The organism is Polycladidibacter stylochi, from assembly GCF_001562055.1.
In the GTDB taxonomy this organism is placed as follows: Bacteria; Pseudomonadota; Alphaproteobacteria; order Rhizobiales; family Stappiaceae; genus Pseudovibrio; species Pseudovibrio stylochi.
Genome location: NZ_LLWE01000019.1, coordinates 196879 through 218329 on the forward strand (window position 1 = coordinate 196879; position 21451 = coordinate 218329).

Annotated in this window: 12 protein-coding genes and 1 pseudogene; 11 read left to right on the forward strand and 2 right to left on the reverse strand. The window is 44.1% G+C overall.

Features of this window, described 5'->3' with window-relative positions:
• Positions 1–60: 60 nt before the first annotated feature.
• Positions 61–1581 carry a DEAD/DEAH box helicase gene (locus tag AYK67_RS06040; RefSeq protein ID WP_068083814.1) on the reverse strand — a complete coding sequence of 507 codons (1521 nt, stop codon included), beginning with the start codon at positions 1579–1581 and terminating at the stop codon, positions 61–63.
• A gap of 660 nt (positions 1582–2241) precedes the next feature.
• On the opposite strand from AYK67_RS06040, the gene fucU reads away from it, so the two are divergent.
• The 6 genes from fucU (at position 2242) to AYK67_RS06070 (ending at position 8181) form a co-directional block, all read left to right on the forward strand.
• Complete coding sequence (gene fucU / locus AYK67_RS06045; protein WP_068083728.1) at positions 2242–2667, forward strand: L-fucose mutarotase; 426 nt, start codon at positions 2242–2244, stop codon at positions 2665–2667.
• A gap of 22 nt (positions 2668–2689) precedes the next feature.
• Positions 2690–4213, forward strand: a complete 1524-nt coding sequence (locus AYK67_RS06050) for a sugar ABC transporter ATP-binding protein (protein WP_068083731.1) — start codon at positions 2690–2692, stop codon at positions 4211–4213.
• Entirely contained in the window at positions 4214–5245 is a 1032-nt protein-coding gene (locus AYK67_RS06055) for an ABC transporter permease (RefSeq protein WP_068083733.1), read from the forward strand.
• Positions 5246–5257: 12 nt separating this feature from the next.
• Positions 5258–6202 carry an ABC transporter substrate-binding protein gene (locus tag AYK67_RS06060; protein ID WP_068083734.1) on the forward strand — a complete coding sequence of 315 codons (945 nt, stop codon included), beginning with the start codon at positions 5258–5260 and terminating at the stop codon, positions 6200–6202.
• A 67-nt stretch (positions 6203–6269) separates the two neighbouring features.
• Entirely contained in the window at positions 6270–7292 is a 1023-nt protein-coding gene (locus AYK67_RS06065) for an aldo/keto reductase family protein (protein ID WP_068083736.1), read from the forward strand.
• 109 nt (positions 7293–7401) lie between these two features.
• Positions 7402–8181, forward strand: a complete 780-nt coding sequence (locus tag AYK67_RS06070) for a DeoR/GlpR family DNA-binding transcription regulator (protein ID WP_068083816.1) — start codon at positions 7402–7404, stop codon at positions 8179–8181.
• 49 nt (positions 8182–8230) lie between these two features.
• Here AYK67_RS06070 and AYK67_RS06075 read toward each other — a convergent pair whose 3' ends face one another.
• Positions 8231–8782 carry a hypothetical protein gene (locus tag AYK67_RS06075; protein ID WP_068083737.1) on the reverse strand — a complete coding sequence of 184 codons (552 nt, stop codon included), beginning with the start codon at positions 8780–8782 and terminating at the stop codon, positions 8231–8233.
• Positions 8783–9513: 731 nt separating this feature from the next.
• On the opposite strand from AYK67_RS06075, the gene AYK67_RS06080 reads away from it, so the two are divergent.
• The 5 genes and pseudogenes from AYK67_RS06080 to AYK67_RS06100 all read left to right on the forward strand — a co-directional run bounded on the left by AYK67_RS06080 (position 9514) and on the right by AYK67_RS06100 (position 21442).
• The gene (locus AYK67_RS06080) at positions 9514–13107 is read left to right on the forward strand and encodes a beta strand repeat-containing protein (protein ID WP_068083738.1); all 3594 of its coding nucleotides are present in this window, start codon (positions 9514–9516) and stop codon (positions 13105–13107) included.
• A gap of 67 nt (positions 13108–13174) precedes the next feature.
• Positions 13175–15085 carry a hypothetical protein gene (locus AYK67_RS06085; protein WP_068083741.1) on the forward strand — a complete coding sequence of 637 codons (1911 nt, stop codon included), beginning with the start codon at positions 13175–13177 and terminating at the stop codon, positions 15083–15085.
• 184 nt (positions 15086–15269) lie between these two features.
• Positions 15270–16991 (forward strand): annotated as a pseudogene (locus tag AYK67_RS06090) (type I secretion system permease/ATPase); the annotation flags it as partial.
• A gap of 19 nt (positions 16992–17010) precedes the next feature.
• Positions 17011–18351, forward strand: coding sequence for an HlyD family type I secretion periplasmic adaptor subunit (locus tag AYK67_RS06095; RefSeq protein WP_082735668.1), 1341 nt, complete (start codon positions 17011–17013; stop codon positions 18349–18351).
• A gap of 895 nt (positions 18352–19246) precedes the next feature.
• Complete coding sequence (locus AYK67_RS06100; protein ID WP_068083743.1) at positions 19247–21442, forward strand: NosR/NirI family protein; 2196 nt, start codon at positions 19247–19249, stop codon at positions 21440–21442.
• The last annotated feature ends 9 nt before the right edge of the window (positions 21443–21451 follow it).

Here is a 21451-nt window from a genome sequence, read left to right on the forward strand (position 1 = left end):
AGATACAATGGATTGAGGCAAAGAACTAACGCACTTCTTCGCCTCATACATAGATCTACGTTATGGGCGTCGCTGCCTGTTACCGGTTGCACGCCTTGAGGAGCTCGCTCGTCGGGTACCTTTTGCAGGTCTTTCGACTTTATTCCTTGTAGCTCTCGACGTCTTCGCTTTCACGCCAGTATCTGCATTGGTCTTGCTTTTGTTCGCACTATTATTGTTGCTATTTCCAGCAGTCTTTCCAGCCTGTTTGAATGACGGTTTTCGGCCTTGCGTCGTCTTTGATGTACTCGCCTGTTTCTCTTGAGGGCTGTTAGATTTTACCGGTGCTTTTTTATAGCTTCGACCCGAAGATGGCTTTGAGCCACTTGGGCTTTGCCGCGCTCGTCGCGTCGCATTATTTTTCCCCCTTGAGGCTGCGGTTACCGGATCGAATGCCCCACCCGGAAGCGGCTCGCAGTCATCATAAACCCCCGATTTCAGCTTTTGGCCGATTAACTTTTCAATATCCCGAAGGTATTCGTGCTCGCTCGGGTCACAGAGCGAAATTGCTACCCCGCTTTTGCCAGCTCGTGCAGTACGGCCAATACGGTGAACATAGGCCTCAGGCACATTGGGCAACTCGTAGTTGATAACATGTGAAACACCCGGAATATCAATGCCTCGGGCTGCCACATCCGTTGCAACAAGAATGTTGCACCCTTCACCACGAAATGCATTTAAAACATTCTCACGTTGGCGTTGACTTTTATTGCCGTGTATTGCTGCAGCATCAAAACCGGCTTTCACCAATTGTTGGGAAACCCTATCTGCGCCCCGTTTGGTTCGGGTGAAAACGATAGCACGCTCTATAGTCAAATCTTTTAGAATTTCAACGAGCTTCTGCCGCTTACCTGAGCTGTTTACCATTGCAACCGACTGCTCTATGCGCTCGATAGGCTTGGAGGCAGGAGCAACAGAAATTTCTTCTGGTTGACTTAAAAACTCTTTCGCTAGGCGGCGTATTTGTGTGGGCATGGTCGCAGACAATAAAATTGTCTGCCGCTCTGGGGCCACAGCTTTTAAAATCCGACGAATGGCAGGAGCAAAACCGAGATCAAGCATTTGATCCGCCTCATCAAGCACAACCATACTTGTTTTTGCAAGGCTCACCGCTTCATTGCGCATGTGGTCTTCCAAACGACCTGGTGTTGCAATGATTATATCCAGCCCTGGCGCCATAGCGCGAATTTGCGGATTAGGTTTCACGCCACCTAAGATTACTGTCGAGCTGATTTCAAGATACTTGCTATAGTTATCTATATTCTCTTTAACTTGATTGGCGAGTTCGCGCGTTGGTACAAGAATGAGTGCGCTACAATGCTTTGCCTCTGGCACCTCTCCACTTACCACCAGCTTTTGTAGTATTGGCAACACAAAAGCGGCGGTTTTGCCTGTGCCGGTTTGGGCAATCCCTAAGATATCTTTGTTTTCTAAAAGGGCCGGAATGACATGCTGTTGAATTGGCGTTGGCTTTTGATAGCCCTGCTCTGTTACAGCACGCAAAATCGGAGTAGCTAAACCTGCTTCGGTAAATGCTTTCAAGCTTTTAACTTTCTTGTATTTGACGCTTTCATACACCGCACATGGCTATAACCTAAGCGATTACGCAATTTCAGAGTTTGAAACCCACTCTGTTCTGATTGTTCGCCAATGTGTATTTTTGCTTTATAAGATGGAGTTCCTTTAAAAAGCAATTATTGGTTCGATGCAAAGCGAACTTATACGCCCGAAACTCCATTCCATTTTCTTGCCGCCAAGGAATACAGTTTTTACAAATCCCCGGCAACGGATCGTTTTAACGGCTAGGTTCTTCCAATGATCCAAGAAAAACCAAATACGGTTTTTCTAATTAAGATTAATATATGAACACCTTTCGAAATATCAATTCGAAAATTGACGGCAAATACCTTTCGTTTTGCATTTCAAATGCAATTCAAAACAAACATTTGCAGTTGCGAGTTGCTATCAAGGAATCAAAACAACTCCACAATACTGCTAATACGCCAATACGAAAGATATTCAGCGGCTTCGCGACAATCTGACATATCTATTCAAAGACCCTAAGTACCTTAAAATCGTTAGGTAACTTTCGTTTTAATTTTCTTTTTTTTGACAAATACGTATTATTTGCTATTTTCATTTGCACGTTTTGGGTTTGTAAATTGTCTGTATCGAAAATGACGACAACTTTAGGTAGAGCTAATGTTGAAAAGAATTAATCCAATTATATCGCCTGAACTGTTGTGTGAATTACATAAGATGGGCCATGGTGATGAGATCGTTTTGAGCGATGCTCACTTCCCAGCTTATTCCTGTAATGAAAAGGTTATGAGAGCAGACGGCTCTGAAGTCTCTGATCTCCTAAAAGCTATTACCCCCCTAATAGAGCTGGACCAATACGTTACAGATAATGCGGTCATGATGCAGGCCGTGGAAGGTGACACCTTGCCTGAGGGACTTGTCGAAGAGTACACCTCATGCTTGCAAGATGGTGCTGAAATTTCTTTCATTGATCGTTTTGCGTTTTACGAAAGAGCGAAAAGCGCTAGTTGTGTTGTAGTCACCGGAACAACGCGAAAGTACGGAAACATCATCCTTAAAAAGGGTGTGACACCTGACTTTCAATAGTTAAATGGTCGGGAGGTGACCAATGAGTGAGACTTTGCTGTCTATGACAGGAATCTCCAAAGCCTTTGCTGGGGTTCAAGCACTTAAAGATGTGCAGTTTTCCCTACGCAAAGGAGAAGTGCACGCTTTGATGGGAGAAAACGGCGCGGGTAAATCCACGTTGATGAAAACTCTTATTGGTGTGCATACGCCTGATACTGGCGAAATTATTTATAAGGGTGAAAAGGTTTGCTTTGACTCTGTGCTTGATGCGCAGGAAGCCGGGATTTCTATGATTTTCCAAGAGCTCAACCTTATTCCGCACCTCTCTGTTGCTGAAAACATCTTTTTTGCCCGTGAACCGCTGGTCAACGGCATTATCGACAAACGCAGCATGGAAGCGGAAGCAGCCCGCTTACTCGAAATGTTCGATATTGGTGTAAAACCCTCCGATATTGTCAATACACTTTCGGTAGCACAGCAGCAAATGGTTGAGATTTTCAAAGCTCTTTCATTTGATGTTGAGGTTCTGATTATGGATGAGCCAACCTCAGCCTTAACAGAACGCGAAATTGATAAGCTGTTCGAGCTGGTTGAGAAACTAAAAGCAAAGGGCGTATGTATTGTTTACATTTCGCACCGCATGAACGAGCTCAAACGCATATGTGACCACATTACGATCTTCCGTGATGGCACATACGTATCCGACCATAAACTTAGCGACATAACCATGGACGAGATAATCGCCAAAATGGTTGGCCGCTCTTTGGACAACCACTTCCCCGAAAAAACTTCGGTTGTTACAGATGAAGTTTTGATGTCGGTGAAGAGTGCTTGTCGATATGGCGTATTCGACCCAATTAGCTTTGACCTCAAAAGGGGTGAAATTCTCGGAATAACCGGTCTTGTTGGGGCCAAAAGAACCGAGCTTGCCCGTGCTATTTTCGGCGCTGACCGTCTGGATGAAGGCCAAGTTATTGTCGGCACCAAACAGGTGAAAGCCAGCTCTCCAGCGGACGGTATTGCCGGTGGTATTGCCTACCTCTCAGAGGATCGCAAACTCAACGGTATTGCCGTGAGCATGAGCATTCGTGAAAACATGACCATGCCGTCAACCGATAAGGTTTCCAACGCTGCAGGTGTTATTTCCTATGCTGCCGAAAAGGCTGCTTGTGACACCTACATCAAAAAAATGGAAATCAAAACGCCCACCATTGAGCAGTTGGTCAGCAATCTTTCCGGCGGTAACCAACAAAAAGTGGTGATTGGCAAATGGCTCTTCCGTGATGCCAAAATCATGATTTTTGATGAACCGACCCGCGGCATTGATGTGGGTGCAAAATACGCCATTTATCAACTTCTTGATGAGCTGGCGGCACAAGGGGTTGGTGTCATCATGATCTCCTCTGAATTGCCAGAGGTTCTGGGTATGTCAGATCGCATTTTGGTGATGAAAGAAGGCGAACTGACCGGAATGCTTGATTGCAAAAAAACTGACCAAGAAGAAATTATGCATTACGCCACTGGCGTTAAAAATATGTACAAGGGACAGCGGGAGGTCGCTTAAATGTCTGAGAAACAAAAACAAATGCTGCAAAAGCTTGCAGCGTTGGCGGGACTGGTCTGTCTTTTCATCGCTTTCGCCATTTCTAACGAGTACTTTTTTACCGTTAACAACCTGATGACCATTGGTCTGCAGACATCAACAATTGCCTTTATTGGTATTGGTGTGACCCTGCCGATTTTGACCGGCGGTATTGATCTTTCCATCGGCTCAGTTGTTGCTCTGGCTGGCGTTGCCGCTGCAATGCTGGTCAATGCCGGAGCGCCTGTTCCGATTGGTATGATGTTTGGTGTCCTTGTTGGCGCACTTTGCGGCACAACGAACGGCGTCTTCATTACGCGCCTGCGCTTGCCACCATTTATTGCCACATTGGGTATGATGATGATTGCGCGCGGTATTGCGCTTTATATCACCAATGCCGCTCCGGTTTCCGGCATGCCTGAATCATTTTCAACTTTAGGCAACGGTGCGCTGTTCCGTGTGGTTGAAGTTGGTGCCAACGGCTTTCCTATCGTGAAATTCCCTGGCATCCCTTACCCTGTTATTCTTATGGTATTTCTCGCGGTGGCCTTTGCCTTCGTGTTGATGAAACTTCGTGTTGGCCGTTACCTTTACGCTATTGGCTCAAACGAAGAAGCTGCCCGTCTTTCGGGTATTAAAACTGATCGTGTGAAAGTTTTTGCTTACATGTGCAGTGGTGCACTCGCTGGTTTGACCGGTGTTGTGCTGGCCTCTCGCCTTGTAACCGCACAGCCAAATGGTGGTGTGATGTACGAACTTGATGCGATTGCGAGTGCGGTTGTTGGAGGCACCTCACTCACGGGTGGTGTTGGCACCATTCCGGGCACTTTGATCGGTGCGTTTATCATGGGCGTTCTTCGTAACGGCCTGAATATGAACGGAACTTCCTTCTTTGTTCAGCAGATTATCATCGGCGGTGTGATTATTGCGACCGTTGCCTTTGATCAGCTGCGCCAACAGAAGAAAACTTCCAAACCAAAACCTGTGTCTAAAACCACAAAAGCGCCTAAATAGGGAGGGCGAATTATGAAAAAACTAGCAATTGCCGCAATGGTTGGTCTGACTGCTATGATGACTGCTCCTATTGCATACGCAAAGTCAAATGAAATTGCAGTGATCGTTAAAACATCCAACTCCAACTTCTGGCAAAATGTGCGCGGTGGTGCTGTTGCAGCTGAAGAAGAGCTGAAAGATTACAAGATTACTTTCCAAGGTCCTGAAGCTGAAACCGCAGTTGCGAAACAGGTTGATATGGTTCAAAACGCCGTAAATCGCGGTGTTGCTGGTATTGTGTTGGCACCTTCCGACCCTGTTGCTCTGGTTCCTTCAGTTAAAAAGGCATGGGAAGCTGGTATTCCGGTCATCTTGATTGACTCCAGCCTGAAGAGTGACGGCAAGTACTATCAGTCGTTCCTCTCCACCGATAACCGTAAAGCCGGCGCATTGGCTGCAGGTAAACTGCTTGAGCAAGTGAAAAAGCCAGTTGGTAAAGTTGCAATGATGTCATTCACCCCTGGTGCTGGCTCTGCGATTGACCGTGATGGCGGCTTTAAAGATGCCGTTGAAGCAGCTGGTGCAACCGTTGTTGGCCCATTCTACTCACAAGCCGACATGGTTACAGCATTGAACCAGACAATTGACGTATTGGCTTCTAACCAAGACTTGGTTGCTCTGTTCGGCTCTAACGAACCAACAGCTGTTGGTATGGGCCGTGCTTTGAAACAACAAGGCTATGCCGGTAAAGTGGTTGCTGTTGGTTTCGATGGTAACGCTGATCTGCAGTCATTTGTTCGTGACGGCACACTGCAAGGTATCGTTGTTCAGTCTTCTTACGCCATGGGCTACAAAGGTGTTAAAACCGTTAAAGCAGTTCTTGATGGTAAAAAGGTCGAAAAATTCATCGATACAGGTGTTGTATTTGTAACCAAAGACAACATCGACTCCGAAGAAGCAAAAGCAGTTCTCTACTAATAAATTGAGCTGAATAATAAATAGGGGTTACTGCAATTAGCGGTAACCCCAGCTGCAAGGAAATCTCATGTCTACTTTTAAATTAAGTGAAAACGCAGTAGATCAAGCTGTAATCCCAACAAAAACACTTTCCAACGGCTACAAAATGCCCGCTATTGGCATGGGAACATTTGGATCTGACCGCTTTACATCTGATGATATTGCAAATGCTGTAAAGGGTGCGGCTGCTGTTGGTTTTCGTTTCTTCGATTGCGCATCTGTTTATGAAAATGAAGCTCAGATTGGCGAAATTTTAAAAGATATTCAAACTGTTATCCCTCGCGAAGAGCTTTTTGTAGATTCAAAAGTTTGGAATGACCAGCACGACAATGTAATTGAGTCTTGTAAAAAGACTTTGAAAGACTTGCAGCTTGATTATCTGGATTTGTATTTAACACACTGGCCTTTCCCGAACTATCACGCTCCCGGTTGTGATGGCGATTCCCGCAGTCCAGATGCTGTGCCTTATATCCATGAAAATTTCATGAAGACTTGGGAGCAAATGGAGCAATTGGTTGAAATGGGACTGGTGCGTTCCATCGGTACTTCCAATATGACAGTTGCAAAAATGGAATTGCTGCTGCGCGACGCCAAGATTAAACCAGTTGTGAATGAAATGGAGTGCCACCCCCACTTCCAGCAGGAAGAACTCTATCAATTCCTTATGGAAAACGGTGTACTACCTATCGGCTTTTGTCCAATTGGCTCTCCTACCCGCCCTGACCGCGATAAAACCGAAAACGATACTGTCGATATCGAAGATCCTGTCATCGTTGCGGCGGCTAAGCGCCTTGGTGTCCACCCTGCTGTTGTTTGTATTAAGTGGGCTGTACAACGTGGTCATGTGCCGATTCCATTCTCCGTTCACGAAGTTGAATACACTTCAAACTTAAAGTGTATTACCGAAAACCCGCTGACAGATGAAGAAATGACAGCAATTTCGAAAATTGATCGTGATTGCCGCCTGATTAAAGGCCAAGTTTTCCTTTGGGAGAGCGCAAAAGGTTGGGAAGACCTTTGGGATCTCGATGGAACCATTGCGAAAGCATAAAAAATACTTTAAGTCGAAGATAAGTTTCCCCTGCAACAACGCAGGGGAAACTAACTGATTTTCGTTTATGTTTTACATGCAACCAGGCCAGACACTTTCGGAGAAAAAAATGAGTGCCTATGACCGACGCAAAAAGATATTGGCGATGCTCAATGCCAAAGGACGCGTTGAGGTTAAAGAGCTGGTTGATATTTTCGAAACTTCCGAAGTGACAATTCGTGCCGATCTGCGAAAGCTTGAACATGAAAATCTACTTAAACGTTTTCATGGTGGAGCACAGACTCTAGATAAAGCTGGCACTTCGGTAAGAGCAACCGAAAATGAGGTCACTCTTGAGCGACGTTATGGGATAAATGCGAGCGCGAAAGAGAGAATTGCCCAGCGGGCAGTTAGTTACGTTGCACCTGGAAATTCAGTAATACTGGATAGCGGTAGCACAACGCACCTCATAGCCCAGGCATTGGCACCACAAGGGGCGATTATCGCGATTACAAACAATTTGCCTGCTGCAGACGCACTTGCCGAAAGCCCGGACACGACGTTGGTTATTTGTGGCGGCGTGTATAGAAGCAAAACAAAATCTTTACATGGTCCAAAAGCTGAACAATGTCTTGAAGGCGTGTCTGCCGATATACTGTTTATTGGGGCCGATGGAATTGACCCGCAAAAAGGAATAACTACCTTTAATACGGGCTATGCCATTAGTGCTGTGATGGCAGAATGCGCACATAAAATTATTGCTGTTGTCGATTCAACAAAAATTGGCCGCGTTGGTTTCAACAAGGTACTGAGCACTCATGTGATTGATATTTTGATCACCGATAGCGATATTACAGCCGAATATATGGAGGCATTTCAAAAGCAAGGTGTTGAAGTTGTAATGGTTTAAGCACCTATACAGCCTGTGCCCTCTCCTCTTTTCAACCCACTTGTTTGCCTCAGGTTATCATCGCTCTTTTTAGCTTAGGCAAAAACTTCCAGATTTCTCTATTAAGCTGAACCATTTGCTCTATCGCCTTCGCCATTCCATGGATACGGGCATCATCAATTGCTTTCACCTCTCCTAAAGAGAGCTCACCATTTTTACGCTGGATCCGCATAGAGTGCGTATGGGTTATGTCGCCTTCCTCGTTCAATCGGAACATAGAATGGTTAAACTCGTTACGCATTTTTGTACTTTGGTTGAAAAGACGAATAATACGTCTGAGTTCTTTTGCAGTTGCCGGATCATTCAGTTTGGCATTGGCAAGACGTTCAACAAGCTCCAAGCGCGCACGTGTGGTGTTTAGAGTGCCAAAAACAATAGTGGCAGTGATCTCATCAGTTCTCATAAGATACTGTAATATATAAATAAACATAGATTCATTATTTGACCAACTGTAACTAATATTACCAATAAGTCCGAATAGTAAATTACGGCGTCCTGCCTTGGAAGGCGCAACTCTGTCAAGCTCATCAAAATCTGGTTCTATAGCTTTTTGATTATTCACAGAGTGCTCCTAACCTATCAAATTCTATTCTCTGATTGGTGTATTTTTACAGATTCTACATCTCTAGACTAAAGCTATACGAGCGCTACAAGAATCCCCTTATTTTTAGGTAGTTTATTTTGCCCAATATCATAATGAAGATGATCGAGGCTATAAATACATTCTCACTGTCAATACCTAAGTAATTAAGCAAAACAAGTTGGAATATTCCCAGTCATTATTATCATTAATCATAGAGTTCCGAGTTATAATAAAATCAATTATTTAGTTCATCCAGAACATCAGTTAAAAATAAATAAACAATGCCTAGTAACAATTCCCCCATAAATACCTTTGTTAATAGTTTTCCAAAACGATTAAAAATTACCAAATTATGAACAATCACAAAAGAAAATGAAATTATTTTCAACTAAATAATATAATTTCTTACCTGTACATTTTAATAGCATTAGTTCTCAAGAGTTGCTCATAAGTAATTTCGAGCGTCAATTGGCGGCGAACGATGTAAAAATAATAACATTCCAGTTATTATATGAATATTTTTTCATATAATAAATTTTAGTAGTTATTATTTACAGAATAATCGGATATATACTATTCGTTTATTAAATTGTACTTCGTTCTCCAGACTGAAGATAAGATCTTCACTATAAAAAACGAATGGGCACACAGTAACGACTACGTAATAGATAGTGTTCTGTGGGATACCATTCTCCAATTGGAGTTAATTGATGAGTACGACGAACACGAATGACCATGGCACTTTAAGTGACATCAAGGTGAATTCCAATAATTCTCTATTTGACAAAGATGAGTTGGGTACTCCCGAAACAACAAATAATAGCAGTCTGACGCAGACTGTTATGGTCAATGCCATAAATGGTGATGTTGCATTAGCAACTGCAGGTGATGGTATTGAAGATATTAACCACGCTATCTCAACTGGCGATGATTTAAGCATTGATGCGAGCAGTTATGCATCAAGCACTGGCAAAGGTTATGCCCAAGGCTTTAATCAATCGGTAAAAACCGGTGGCAATCAGCAAGCTAACGAAGTTACGGGTGAAATCACCGGGGGTGATGCCAGCATTATTGAAGCTGGGGGTGATAGTTCTAGTTATGGGGCAGCACAAGGCAGCTCCACTGGTCCTCAGCTAACTGATAGTGTTCTTGATGGCAACATGACCAATATGTTGCAAGATCAAGATAGCGTTAGCCAAGCCTCTACTATTAACAATAGTAATGTTAGCCAAACTCTTCGTGTCAATGGTGGTCATGCGACTGCAGGACACGGTATTGTTAGTGAAGACAACTGGCAGGCCACTGGCGGTGGAAGTGTTGGTGATGATTTATCAATAAAAGGCAGCACAGCAGCACAAGCCGACGCTATTGCCGTTGCCCGCAGCTTTAACCAGTCAATCAAAACAGGCGGAAACGAGCAAAAAAACAGCTCGGACTATACGCTCGTGGGCGAGGATGTTGACACTGTTTCCGCTGGTGGAAGTGGCGCTGCTATCGACAGCAACAGCTCGTTATTGCCCCTTGACCAAGTCACTCTTACCAACTCACAATATAACATGTTGCGAGATCAGGAAAAGGGCGACAACAAAGTTGATAACCCAGAGGTCACGAATAATGCTGAGGTAAAGCAGTCGGTTATTGCTGAATCAGGTGAAGCTTCAGCACAAGATGGCATTCATAACTGGGGCAAAATTGGCTCAACAGTTGAAGATGGTGGTGACAGCACAATCTCAGGAACCAGTGCAGCCAGTGCAAACGCGACCGCTTTCGCTGCGAGTATGAATCAGGAGTTGGTTTCTGGTGACAACAAGCAGGTAAATACCGGTCAGGCGACTATCGTTGGGGGCAACCTTAATAGTGTTGATGTTGGTGAAAATGGTGCCGACATGCAAGTACCAGCTTTAAGTGTTGGTGCAACCGGAACTCTTTCTCTTGTTGGTGAAGTACAACGTAACTGGGCAAATGACAAAGATCATATCAGCAACGCTAATATTGAAAACAATGATAGCCTCAATCAATATGTCAAGGCTGTAAGCGGAAACGCCTCCTCAGGCACTGGTATTACAGGTATAGAAAATTCTTGGTCTAATACAGACCAGGGCGGCCTTGGTTCGGCACATGTTGGTGATGACAGCTCAATAACTGGTAGCACCAGCGCCAATGCGAATGCTACTGCAATAGCCAGCAGCTTCAACCAGACAATCAATACCGGTGGCAACGGGCAGCAAAACAGCTCAAACCTCAGCCTAACTGGTGGAGACCACACAACAGTTCATGCTGGCGAGAACCATGCCGATCTTGGCGGCTCAACAACAGTTGGCATGAATGCAACCGGCTCTATGGTCATTAATAAGCAACTCAATACGCTTAAAGAAAATGACGCCATAACAGGCCCTGATGTTTATAATGCTGTCGGAGCAACAGCCACACAAACGGCCGTTGCTGAAGGTAAAACTGCAACGGCTGGCAGCGGGATTGACCAGGCGAAAGTCGCCTCTCAAACAATGCAGCGTACTATTGATGGCGACAGCACCTATGCTGGCGAGGCTTCAGCTAACGCCAACGCGGTTGCTTCGGCCACCAGCTTCTCTCAAAACATCAGTAGCGGTGGTAATATTCAAGTCAATGCGCTAGAAAGCGAAATTACCGCTGGTAACTATTCTAGCGCTATAGCTGACGAAAATGATGCCTCTAACGGGCAAGCGGCTGCAAGCTCGGTCACAATGGACGCGGGTGCATTAACCTTAGAAGGTGCGATGCAAGAAAACGTTTTGGGTGACGAAGACGTCATTTGCACACCTGAAACAATTAATGATGGTACAGTAACACAAAAAGCCATTGCAACTGGTGGCACTGCGACTTCTCATGAAGGCATTAGCTCTGATGCCGTTAAGACGCACTTTGCTGAAGATAATGTTGGCGACGATGCTGTTATAAAAGGTAGTACCCAAGCCAGCGCAAACGCTGAAGCAGCTGCTTCAACTATGAACCAGATGACGAACACGGCTGGTAACAAGCAAAGCAACTCCTCAGACATTGATATTACCGGTGGTAATAACGATGTTGTGGCAACAGGAGAAGATGACCATACACCAAACAATATGGGGGCAAACGGGGTTTCGGTTTCTTTGGGTACCCCTGTCACAACTGGGGTTTGCATAAATCAGCAGAACGAGTTGAATGACAGCGATGATGTAAACTATGCTCGTGTCGTTAATGAGGGTAGCGTTACTCAAGTTGTGCAAGCTGATGGTGGTACGGCTAAAAGCGGTGCTGGAATTGACATTGATAGCTTTAATGGAACCAAACACGTTGTTGATGATAGCAGTATTGATGCTTTAAGTAGTGCAAGTGCGGATGCTGTTGCAAAAGCATCAGCCTTTAACCAAAGCATTGCAACTGGTGCCAATATTCAGGTGAACAAAACCTCGCTTGAAGTTGTGGGCAACAATGAAGCTTCTGTTCTCATTGGTGAAGACACACAGGGCACAAGTACCCTGGCTGCCGGTTTATCCGCTGGCAATGTGGACAGCACACTTGCTGCTTCGCAGAGCAACTGGCTCATGGATAATGACGATATCTACAAGCCGGTGGTGCGCAACGAGGCCACACTAAACCAAGTTGCAAAAGCAAACGGTAAAGACGCTACTGCTGACAATGGCATTCAAGATGTTTGGGGGAGTAAGTTTATTACTCCTGAAAACTCTGTAGGCGATGACTATGCTATCACAGCAAAAACTATTGCCTCAGCTGACGCGACAGCAAACGTTTCTGCCTTCAACCAAACATTGGCAACTGGTGGTAATGCGCAGGTGAACACTGCGAAGGCAGATGTAATTGGCCATAATGACACCTACTTGTTCTCGGGAGAAGATGACAGTCTTTCACCGCAAGCACTTTCGGTTACCCCAAGTAGTGACTTGTCAGCAAGCACTATGGGTATGCCTGAGGTCACAGATACGACATTTAGTATCGAACAAGTCAACAGTCTTCATGACCAAGATATTATAACCAACCCGACTGTCGTTAATAACGGCTCTCTTGTTCAAAGCGTGTCTGCAGTTGGCGGCGAAGCGATTGCACATGATGGTATCCATGATGCTGAAGGCATTATGAATTACCAAGTTGGTGATGATATGAGCATTGATGCCTCTACAGCAGCTACAGCTGATGCACTGGGCGTTGCCAATGCCTTCAACCAAACAATCGTTATGGGTGCCAATGTACAGGCAAACACAGTTGATGTCTCCGTTGTTGGCGGCTCCTCTACTGTGAATGTAATTGGTGAAGACGATTTAGCTTAGTCTTTGTGTCAATAGCCTGCGCAGATAACCTGCGCAGGTTTTTTTAATGCGGCACCGGAGTTTTCAAATGCTTTCACAAGCAATTAACGACCTGACTTGGCATTTTCTTGGATACTTAAAACTACAAAAATTCGCGGTTTCTCACAAAACTATTTATTCTGGGGCTACGAGTGATCAAGTATCTGTAGCAATTGGTGAGTTTAATGATCAAGATCCCGTCATTTCCCAGCAAACAGATACTGCCGAAGTTAATAGCCTACATACGCCACAATTAAGTGAGTTAAAGCCTCCAAAAGGGACCAGTAGTACAGAGCTTACCACTAAAGAACTGATAAGCGTTCAAGAAGGTCCTCAAAATCAAATCATTCAATTTACGCCTCAAGTAGACGACATCTCAGCGACAAGCACACCAGATGCAAACTTCATTGACCCTGATTTTCGCATTGAAGCCATGTATCGTAGTATAGATGACCCAGATATCGTTATTTCACAGCATCAGGCAAATGTACTCACTGATGACGATATTTTAGTTCAAGACCATATTGTGTGGTCACCGGATAGTGACGCCCCTACTCCACAAGTCATGCTTGAAACACTCTTGGAAAAGGCCTCTTCCGATACCACCAATGAATATATTGGTAACACCGACTTTTCCAATCAAGCTGATCTGCAAGATTATAGCGATCTTGTCGTTTCTCGGCTTGAATCTGGCGAAACACAGATTGTAAACATTACAAGTGGTGAGAATATTGGTCATTGGCGAAAGCCAGACTCGCAAATACCGGATCTTGATAAAACAAATGTTATCGAGCTTGGGAATAATGAGGCCACGAATGCAGCTGCTATTGTTGATAGTTCAGAAGCATATTGCTCTCTAGCTGTAATGGGTAATTACTATTCAAGTAACGTTATTTTGCAGGCTAATTATTTTGCCGGAAACAATAACGTTAGAACCAGTAATAAAGCGCCACAGTCGCCTCTAACAATTGAGAATAAAGCTCAAATAAAGTCCGAGGGAGAGGTTCGCATCCCAGCCAAAATTAGCGTTCATAACCCTGATTATACTTTTCATGTAGATGTCGTAAAGGGAGATTTTTTCGATGTAAACTGTATTAATCAAGTGAATTACCTGAGCGATAACGACCGCATCTGTTATGAAGTTCAATCCTCTGGCTATTATATTAACCTGGGAGATAACACGCAGGTCAATGCCGCCCAGATTATTGATATGGTTCACACATATGACATGGTGTTTATTGCTGGCAACTATTATGACCTCAATCAGATTAACCAGAAGAATTACCTGTTAGATCGTGATTATGTGGCCAATGAAAGTCAGGCAGTGAATAGCGGCAGTAATAGCATGTACAATGATGCCACTATTACAGAAATTGGCGGTAACGACCAATTTCGCCCAGTCAATTCAAGTATAAATAATTTAGCCAATGACCTGTTCAACCTTAAAAAATCGATAGACTTTGATGTACATGACTACAATGGAGGGCTGCCACAAATTGGCACAACAAGCTTAAGAGTACTCGTGGTTAGCGGCGACTACTATCAAGTTAACTCAATTAACCAAGTGAATATCATTTCTGATGCTGATCAAGGACGCATAGTAACAGCCAAACAAATGGCTGGTACCTATAAGAGGCACTTTGCGAATGATGACCCAAATGCGAAGGCTAATTATTATTCAACATCCAATAATAGCGCCACGAACAAAGCAGTTATCGTTGATTACGACAGCCAGTCAGAATTCCAATATCTAGGCGGCAGCTATTCAGAGGAAGAAGTCATCATTCAATTAAATGATGTTGATTGCACTCCTCAAAATCAGCAGGTTTCAGGCAAAACTCAACTCGCCACCGAAGTTGTTGCTTTCACGAATGATGATGTGGCCACCAATAATGATTACTCCTCTGGTATCCAGCAGGCAGCACCTTACTCTGACTTCATTTCCGACAATTTAGCATAGCTCTTAATCGCAGGTTCCGATGGTTTATAACAGTACTGCAGATCACCAGTATGGGGCTAGAAATGGCAGAAGAAACTACGCCATTTCTCTGCCAAATTTTACTGGCCTGAGAAAAAAACTAGGTAAATTTAGTAGTTTAACCTTCAAAAAAGTGAAACTAAAAAAACAGCAGGAAGATGCTAACGTAGATTTTCGCATTGTATTAAATAAGGTCCTCAATCAAGCAAAATTGAACCTCGCAACAGCTGTTATTTTTTCTTTATTTTCAAGCATATTAGTCCTTGCTGTACCAATATACCTATTTCAAATATCTGATCGTGTTTTAACCAGCCGCAGTTCAGATACGCTGATAATGCTTACCGCTATCGTTATTGGTTTAATTCTTGCTCATGTTTTACTAGATATTTTTCGCCGTCATTTACTCATGCGAGTAGCTGTTAACATGGAGGTAAATTTAGGAGCACCTGTGTTAAGTGCTGCCGCAAAAGCTTCATGCCATGGAACAAGTCGCGAATTTCAGGCTTTAAATGATTTACAGCAAGTACGCAGTTTCATTACAGGTCCCGTATTACTAACTATGATGGATGCACCCGTAGCTCCTGTTTATTTGCTTGTTGTTTATATGGTGCATCCCCATCTGGGCCTTATAGTAAGTGTAACAATACTAATTCTATTGTTACTTGCAAAGATAAACCAAAAAATAACAGCTATTCCCTTTGGGCAAGCCAATTTGCATAGCTCTAAAGCAAACCTGCAAACAGAAGCGATGGCTCGCAATGCGCAAGTCATCAACGCCATGGGAATGATTCCAGAATCTGTGCTTTTTTGGGGCCGTAACACAGCGCTTTCGCTTCGTGCACAAATTACCGGGCAAGACCGCAATATAATAGTTTCCGGCGTTTCTAAGTTTATTCGGCTTTCAACCCAAATCACCATGTTAGGCTGGGGCGCTTATTTAGCTTTATCCGATGAAATGACTGGCGGCATGATAATCGCAGCTTCGATAATTGGGGGGCGTGCACTGGCACCTGTTGAAGGAACTATTGATGGTTGGAAATCGTTTGTAAGTGCACGCGCTTCATACGCGCGGATAAAAAACCTTTTACAAACCACCCCATTAAATGTTCATCGATTGCAATTGCCTAGTCCTAAAGGCCAACTGTCTGTAGAAAGAGTGCTTTTTGTCCCCCCACCGGATAAAAAGGTCATTTTGAACGGCGTTTCCTTCCACCTTTCACCCGGCCAAGCTATGGCTGTTGTCGGTTCATCCGGTTCGGGCAAAACAACACTTGCGAAAATGCTCGTAGGTTCCATTTTACCAACTGCAGGAAATGTGCGCCTGGATATGATGGACCTTCGAAACTGGGACTCGCGACAACTCGGGGAAAGTATTGGGTACTTACCACAGGACGTCCAACTTTTCCCCGGTACAATCAAAGAAAACATCGCACGTATGAAACCGAATGTTTCGGACGAAGATATCTTCCTGGCCGCCGATTTGGCTGGTGTGCACTCTATGATTTCATCATTCTCACAGGGCTACGAAACGCAAGTCGGTATGGATGGCGCACCGCTTTCTGGTGGTCAGCGTCAACGTATTGGTTTGGCTCGCGCATTCTTTGGCAACCCTAAACTACTCGTATTAGACGAACCCAACTCTAACTTGGATGCTGAAGGAGAAACCGCATTAGCTCTTTCCATTGAACGTGCGCGACAAAAGAAAATGGCCGTTGTTGCCATAACACAAAGGCCAGCACTACTTCGCTGTGTCGATTCAATTTTAATTCTACGGGAGGGTACGGTACAGGCATTGGGCTCACGTGATGATATCTTACCCCAAATATTAGGGACGAATAAAAAGCAAATCGCTCGCCCCCAGCAAGCCACCCACAATCAATCTGCTTAAGGTTTACTCTGGAGCTCATATGTCTACGCGTGCACTTATACTCGATAAGTCTTGGTCTCAAGATGTTCCAAGCGGGACCTTGCTTCCTAAAGTTGCAAGCCTACTTGTTATAGTAATTACTTTTTTTGGGTTTGGTTATTGGGCAAGTACCGCACCATTGGCCGGTGCAGTGGTAGCCAATGGCAGTTTTGTAGCTACAGGACAAAACAAAATTGTTCAGCATTATGAAGGAGGTATAATAAAAGACATCCTTGTGAAAGAAGGAGATATTGTTGAACAAGGGCAGGTGTTGCTTCGCCTTGATGAAACCGCTGCACGGGCAAATCTTGACCGCCTCATCATTCGGCAATTACGCTTACAAGCCATGACAGCTCGGCTTGAAGCGGAGGCACGCGGTAAAAAAGACCTCATATTTCCAAGCCAGCTTATGATGCAGGCCAAACAGGATAAGATGAATGAAATTGTCCTTAGCCAAGTTCTCACATTTAAAGCAAAAAATCGAAACCTAGATAGCGAAGTTAGAATTTTACAAAAAGGAATTCTAGCACTTAACGAGCGAATTAGCGGTGGCCAGGCACAACTTGTTGCCGTTGAGGAGCAAATCAAACTTTTAAAAGAAGAACTTGCAAGTAAAAATAAAATTCTTGGACAAGGGTTAATCAAAAAATCAGACGTTTTACGCACTCAACGTGCAGTTGCCAACCTGACAGGAGAGCGCGGCCGCATACTTGCTGAAATTGGCGACTCTACAGAGCGGATAGCACGTACCGAAGCGCAAATTTCTCGTGCGAAAACAGAAGCATCTCAGCAGGCTGTCGCTGAACTACAAACAGCAAAAGCTGATTTAGATGATGTGAGCGAACAGATACACGCGGCAAGAAAGGTTCTAGAAAGGGTTGACGTTATCGCACCTGTTCGCGGCGCTGTTGTAGATATGCGTTATCATACTGCCGGCGGTGTTATTGAGAGCGGCAAAAACCTAATGGAAATACTGCCCCTGCAAGACGAGTTGATTATTGAAGTTGCAATTCAGCCGGCGAATATCGATCATGTGGAGAAAGGTCAAAGTGCTATGGTTCGCTTAACGGCACTCAATCAACGCACGACACCTATGTTACCGGCGCAAGTCATCTACGTTTCTGCAGATGCTTTAAAAAGTGATCCATCTAATCAGTTTACTGGTGACATCTATCGGGCACGCATCAAAATATTGAAGGAAAAAATACCCAACGGATTGGACATCAAAACAACTCCAGGCATGCCAGCAGAAGTCTACATTACAACAAGAGACCGCACCTTTATTGATTACTTAACTGAGCCCCTTCAAGATAGTATGGCACGTGCATTTAGAGAGCCATAAAATCTGAATTGCATAAAAAGAGCTCTGTTTTTTCAACCGCCCTATTGTTCTCGAATGGCCTAACGATCAGCATATTGTCGTTTTCTACCCTGTTATCGATAAAGGACCTACGACATTAGATTACATAAACCTAATTGGTATTCACGATACATAATTACATATGTTTAATCTGTATCGTCAATACGGCCAGAAACCCAATTACACGAGTATTCATGTTTTTAAATAGGTCTGCACTTATCAAGACAAACCTTAACCTCCATATCGACCATATTTTACTATTACTTCATACTAATGCATATCGGAGCAGTTCAATACGCAGACTAGTCACTTTGAATTATTAGCGTTAGAGAGGGAGTGATTTTTCGAGTATTAATAGCCATTTTCAACTTTAAGGTTGGGACATGCAAATAATATTCATCTGCATAATTTGTTATTATTTTATCCCCAACAATAAACAAGGTAAGAATTACGAGATTACGCTTCATCACCATCGGTATTAATTATTAGTCAAAGTGTCGCTAAACAAATTCCTTTAAGTAAATTAACGATGGTAATAAATATTTATACATTCAGAAAAATAAATTATCACTCTTATTACATTTTTTTACAATATCCACTTAATGCATACATTAATTTCCCGCCCTATTCTCAAAGTGAAAAATTAATATTGCAATTCCTATTAGAAAATCTAGGTTTTTCTAAATATTTACCAATATATATTATTTAATTATGATGCATAAAATCAAACTAGACGTTAATTAAGTGTATATTTGAGCGCTTCAATCTATGATTTACTTGCGCTTAATCAAAGACTACCGGTCACCAAGTGGGATTAATGAGTATATATTAATTAATGTAGCTCATTTATGAGCATTCCTTTACTGGAGCCTATGGGATGATCAAGCGTTTGATGCATACACACGAATGGATACGTGCTATATGCAGCATACTAATAATTCTTTGTATTTCGCAGGGTGCGTTCGCCGCCCCTGTCCTCAAGCGCTTTATACAAACAGTGCCGCCAGCCGAATTGGTTGCAGGCGCTGACAGTTTTGGTGCTATACGTTCGGATTATCCTATCGCTCCGATACTGAAAAACTCAAAGCGCATTGGGTGGGCTTACGTTACTTCAGATTTTGTTGGAACCACGGGCTATTCTGGCAAGCCCATTCATACAATGGTTGCTATTGATGATAATGCTGTCATCCTCGGGGCAGACCTGATTGAACACTCCGAACCTATTGTTCTGGTTGGTATTCCAAATGAAAAAATCAAAGCGTTAACACGCTCCTATGTGGGGGTTAATCTTGTCAAGGAAGCCGAGACAGGCGGCGAATCCCATGATGTTGATATTATTTCAGGAGCAACTGTAACAATCATCGTCATTGACGATTCTATTATTCGCTCTGGTTTGAAAGTTGCCAGAGCTTTAGGGCTTGGTGGTCTACACCAAGAACATAAAGAAAAGCGTTTTGAGGTCGATGAAAATGCAACAGCTTTTACAAGCTGGGGGGAGCTTACCGGCGATGGCACAGTTCGACGCCTCGCACTAGATGTCTCGCAGGTAAACCAAGCATTTGCCGAAAGCGGGGATAAGCGCGCCATCAAACGTCCAGAAAAAGGGCCCAAATCCGATAGCTTTATCGATATGGCTGTCGCTCCGGTAAGTATTCCTGCCATTGGCAAGGCACTGCTCGACCCCAACGAATACGAAGCAATGCAACAATGGCTTAAACCTGGCGAACACGCATTTCTCGTTGTTGGGCGTGGACGTTACTCCTTCAAGGGCTCAGGTTATGTACGTGGTGGCATCTTCGACCGCATTCAGCTGGTGCAAGGGGATGACAGCTATCGCTTTCGCGATAAAGTACATCGTCGTGTTGGTTCCATAGGCGCAAGTGGAGCACCTTCGTTTAAAGAAATGGATCTGTTTAAGATCAAGGCAGGTTCTAACTTTGATCCCACCAAGCCATGGCGTTTACAATTATTGGTTCAGCGGCGTGTCGGCGCAATTGATAAGGCGTTTGTTTCGTTCGATCTTGGTTACCAATTACCAAAAAAATACACACGTCCTGTAAACCAGCCCCAAGCAACGCAAGCGACAAACCAAGCAAACAATGTAGCCCTAGAAGATGAACGGGCAGCAAAACAAGCGCTTTGGAAACGTATTTGGTGGCAAAAACGTTTTGAGATAGCTGGCCTTGTAACAATGCTTGCTGTTTTAACAACTGCATTCTTTTTCCAAGGATACTTGGCAAAATCAGCTCGGGTAACGTTTTGGTTCCGTATCAGCTATTTAACGGTAACGCTTTTCTTCCTCGGCTGGTATGCCAATGCACAGCTATCTGTTGTCAACCTCATGGCACTTGCAGGCACCTTAACCTCAGGGTTCAGTTGGGATGCCTTCCTAATGGAGCCGCTCACTTTCATTCTTTGGTTCTCAGTAGCTGCCGCAATTATTTTTTGGGGCCGCGGGGCCTACTGTGGCTGGCTCTGCCCATTTGGTGCATTACAAGAGCTCCTGAACCGCTTGGCCAAGCTTTGCAAGCTACCGCAGTGGACGCTTCCTTTCGGGCTTAATGAGCGGTTGTGGGCACTAAAATACGTAATCTTCTTAGTTCTATTTGGTATCTCACTTGCTTCAATGCCATGGGCTGAGCGCTTTGCGGAAGTTGAGCCATTCAAAACCGCAATAATTTTAAAGTTTGATCGCAGTTGGCCATTTGTGCTGTTTGCGCTTGCCGTATTGGCACCTGGTTTGTTTATTGAGCGGTTTTATTGCCGCTACTTGTGCCCACTTGGGGGCGCACTCGCAATACCTGCTAGAATGCGCATGTTTGATTGGCTCAAACGCTACCCAGAGTGCGGACGTCCATGCCAGACTTGTGGCAACGAATGCCCCGTTCAGGCCATACACCCAACAGGTGAGATTAATCCGAACGAATGCGTTAACTGCCTCCACTGTCAAGTACTTTATAATTGCGAGACGAAGTGCCCTGTCGTCATACGCAAAATGAAGCGACGTACGCATCTTGCTGCGTCAACTTCGAAACCTTCGGTGCACATATCAACAGCACCTTCCAAATCATAAAAGGGGAAT

Coding starts and splice junctions, on each gene's coding strand:
- fucU (WP_068083728.1), top strand. CDS start 2,242: ATGTTGAAAAGAATTAATCCAATTATATCGCCTGAACTGTTGTGTGAA.
- AYK67_RS06050 (WP_068083731.1), top strand. CDS start 2,690: ATGAGTGAGACTTTGCTGTCTATGACAGGAATCTCCAAAGCCTTTGCT.
- AYK67_RS06055 (WP_068083733.1), top strand. CDS start 4,214: ATGTCTGAGAAACAAAAACAAATGCTGCAAAAGCTTGCAGCGTTGGCG.
- AYK67_RS06060 (WP_068083734.1), top strand. CDS start 5,258: ATGAAAAAACTAGCAATTGCCGCAATGGTTGGTCTGACTGCTATGATG.
- AYK67_RS06065 (WP_068083736.1), top strand. CDS start 6,270: ATGTCTACTTTTAAATTAAGTGAAAACGCAGTAGATCAAGCTGTAATC.
- AYK67_RS06070 (WP_068083816.1), top strand. CDS start 7,402: ATGAGTGCCTATGACCGACGCAAAAAGATATTGGCGATGCTCAATGCC.
- AYK67_RS06080 (WP_068083738.1), top strand. CDS start 9,514: ATGAGTACGACGAACACGAATGACCATGGCACTTTAAGTGACATCAAG.
- AYK67_RS06085 (WP_068083741.1), top strand. CDS start 13,175: ATGCTTTCACAAGCAATTAACGACCTGACTTGGCATTTTCTTGGATAC.
- AYK67_RS06095 (WP_082735668.1), top strand. CDS start 17,011: ATGTCTACGCGTGCACTTATACTCGATAAGTCTTGGTCTCAAGATGTT.
- AYK67_RS06100 (WP_068083743.1), top strand. CDS start 19,247: ATGATCAAGCGTTTGATGCATACACACGAATGGATACGTGCTATATGC.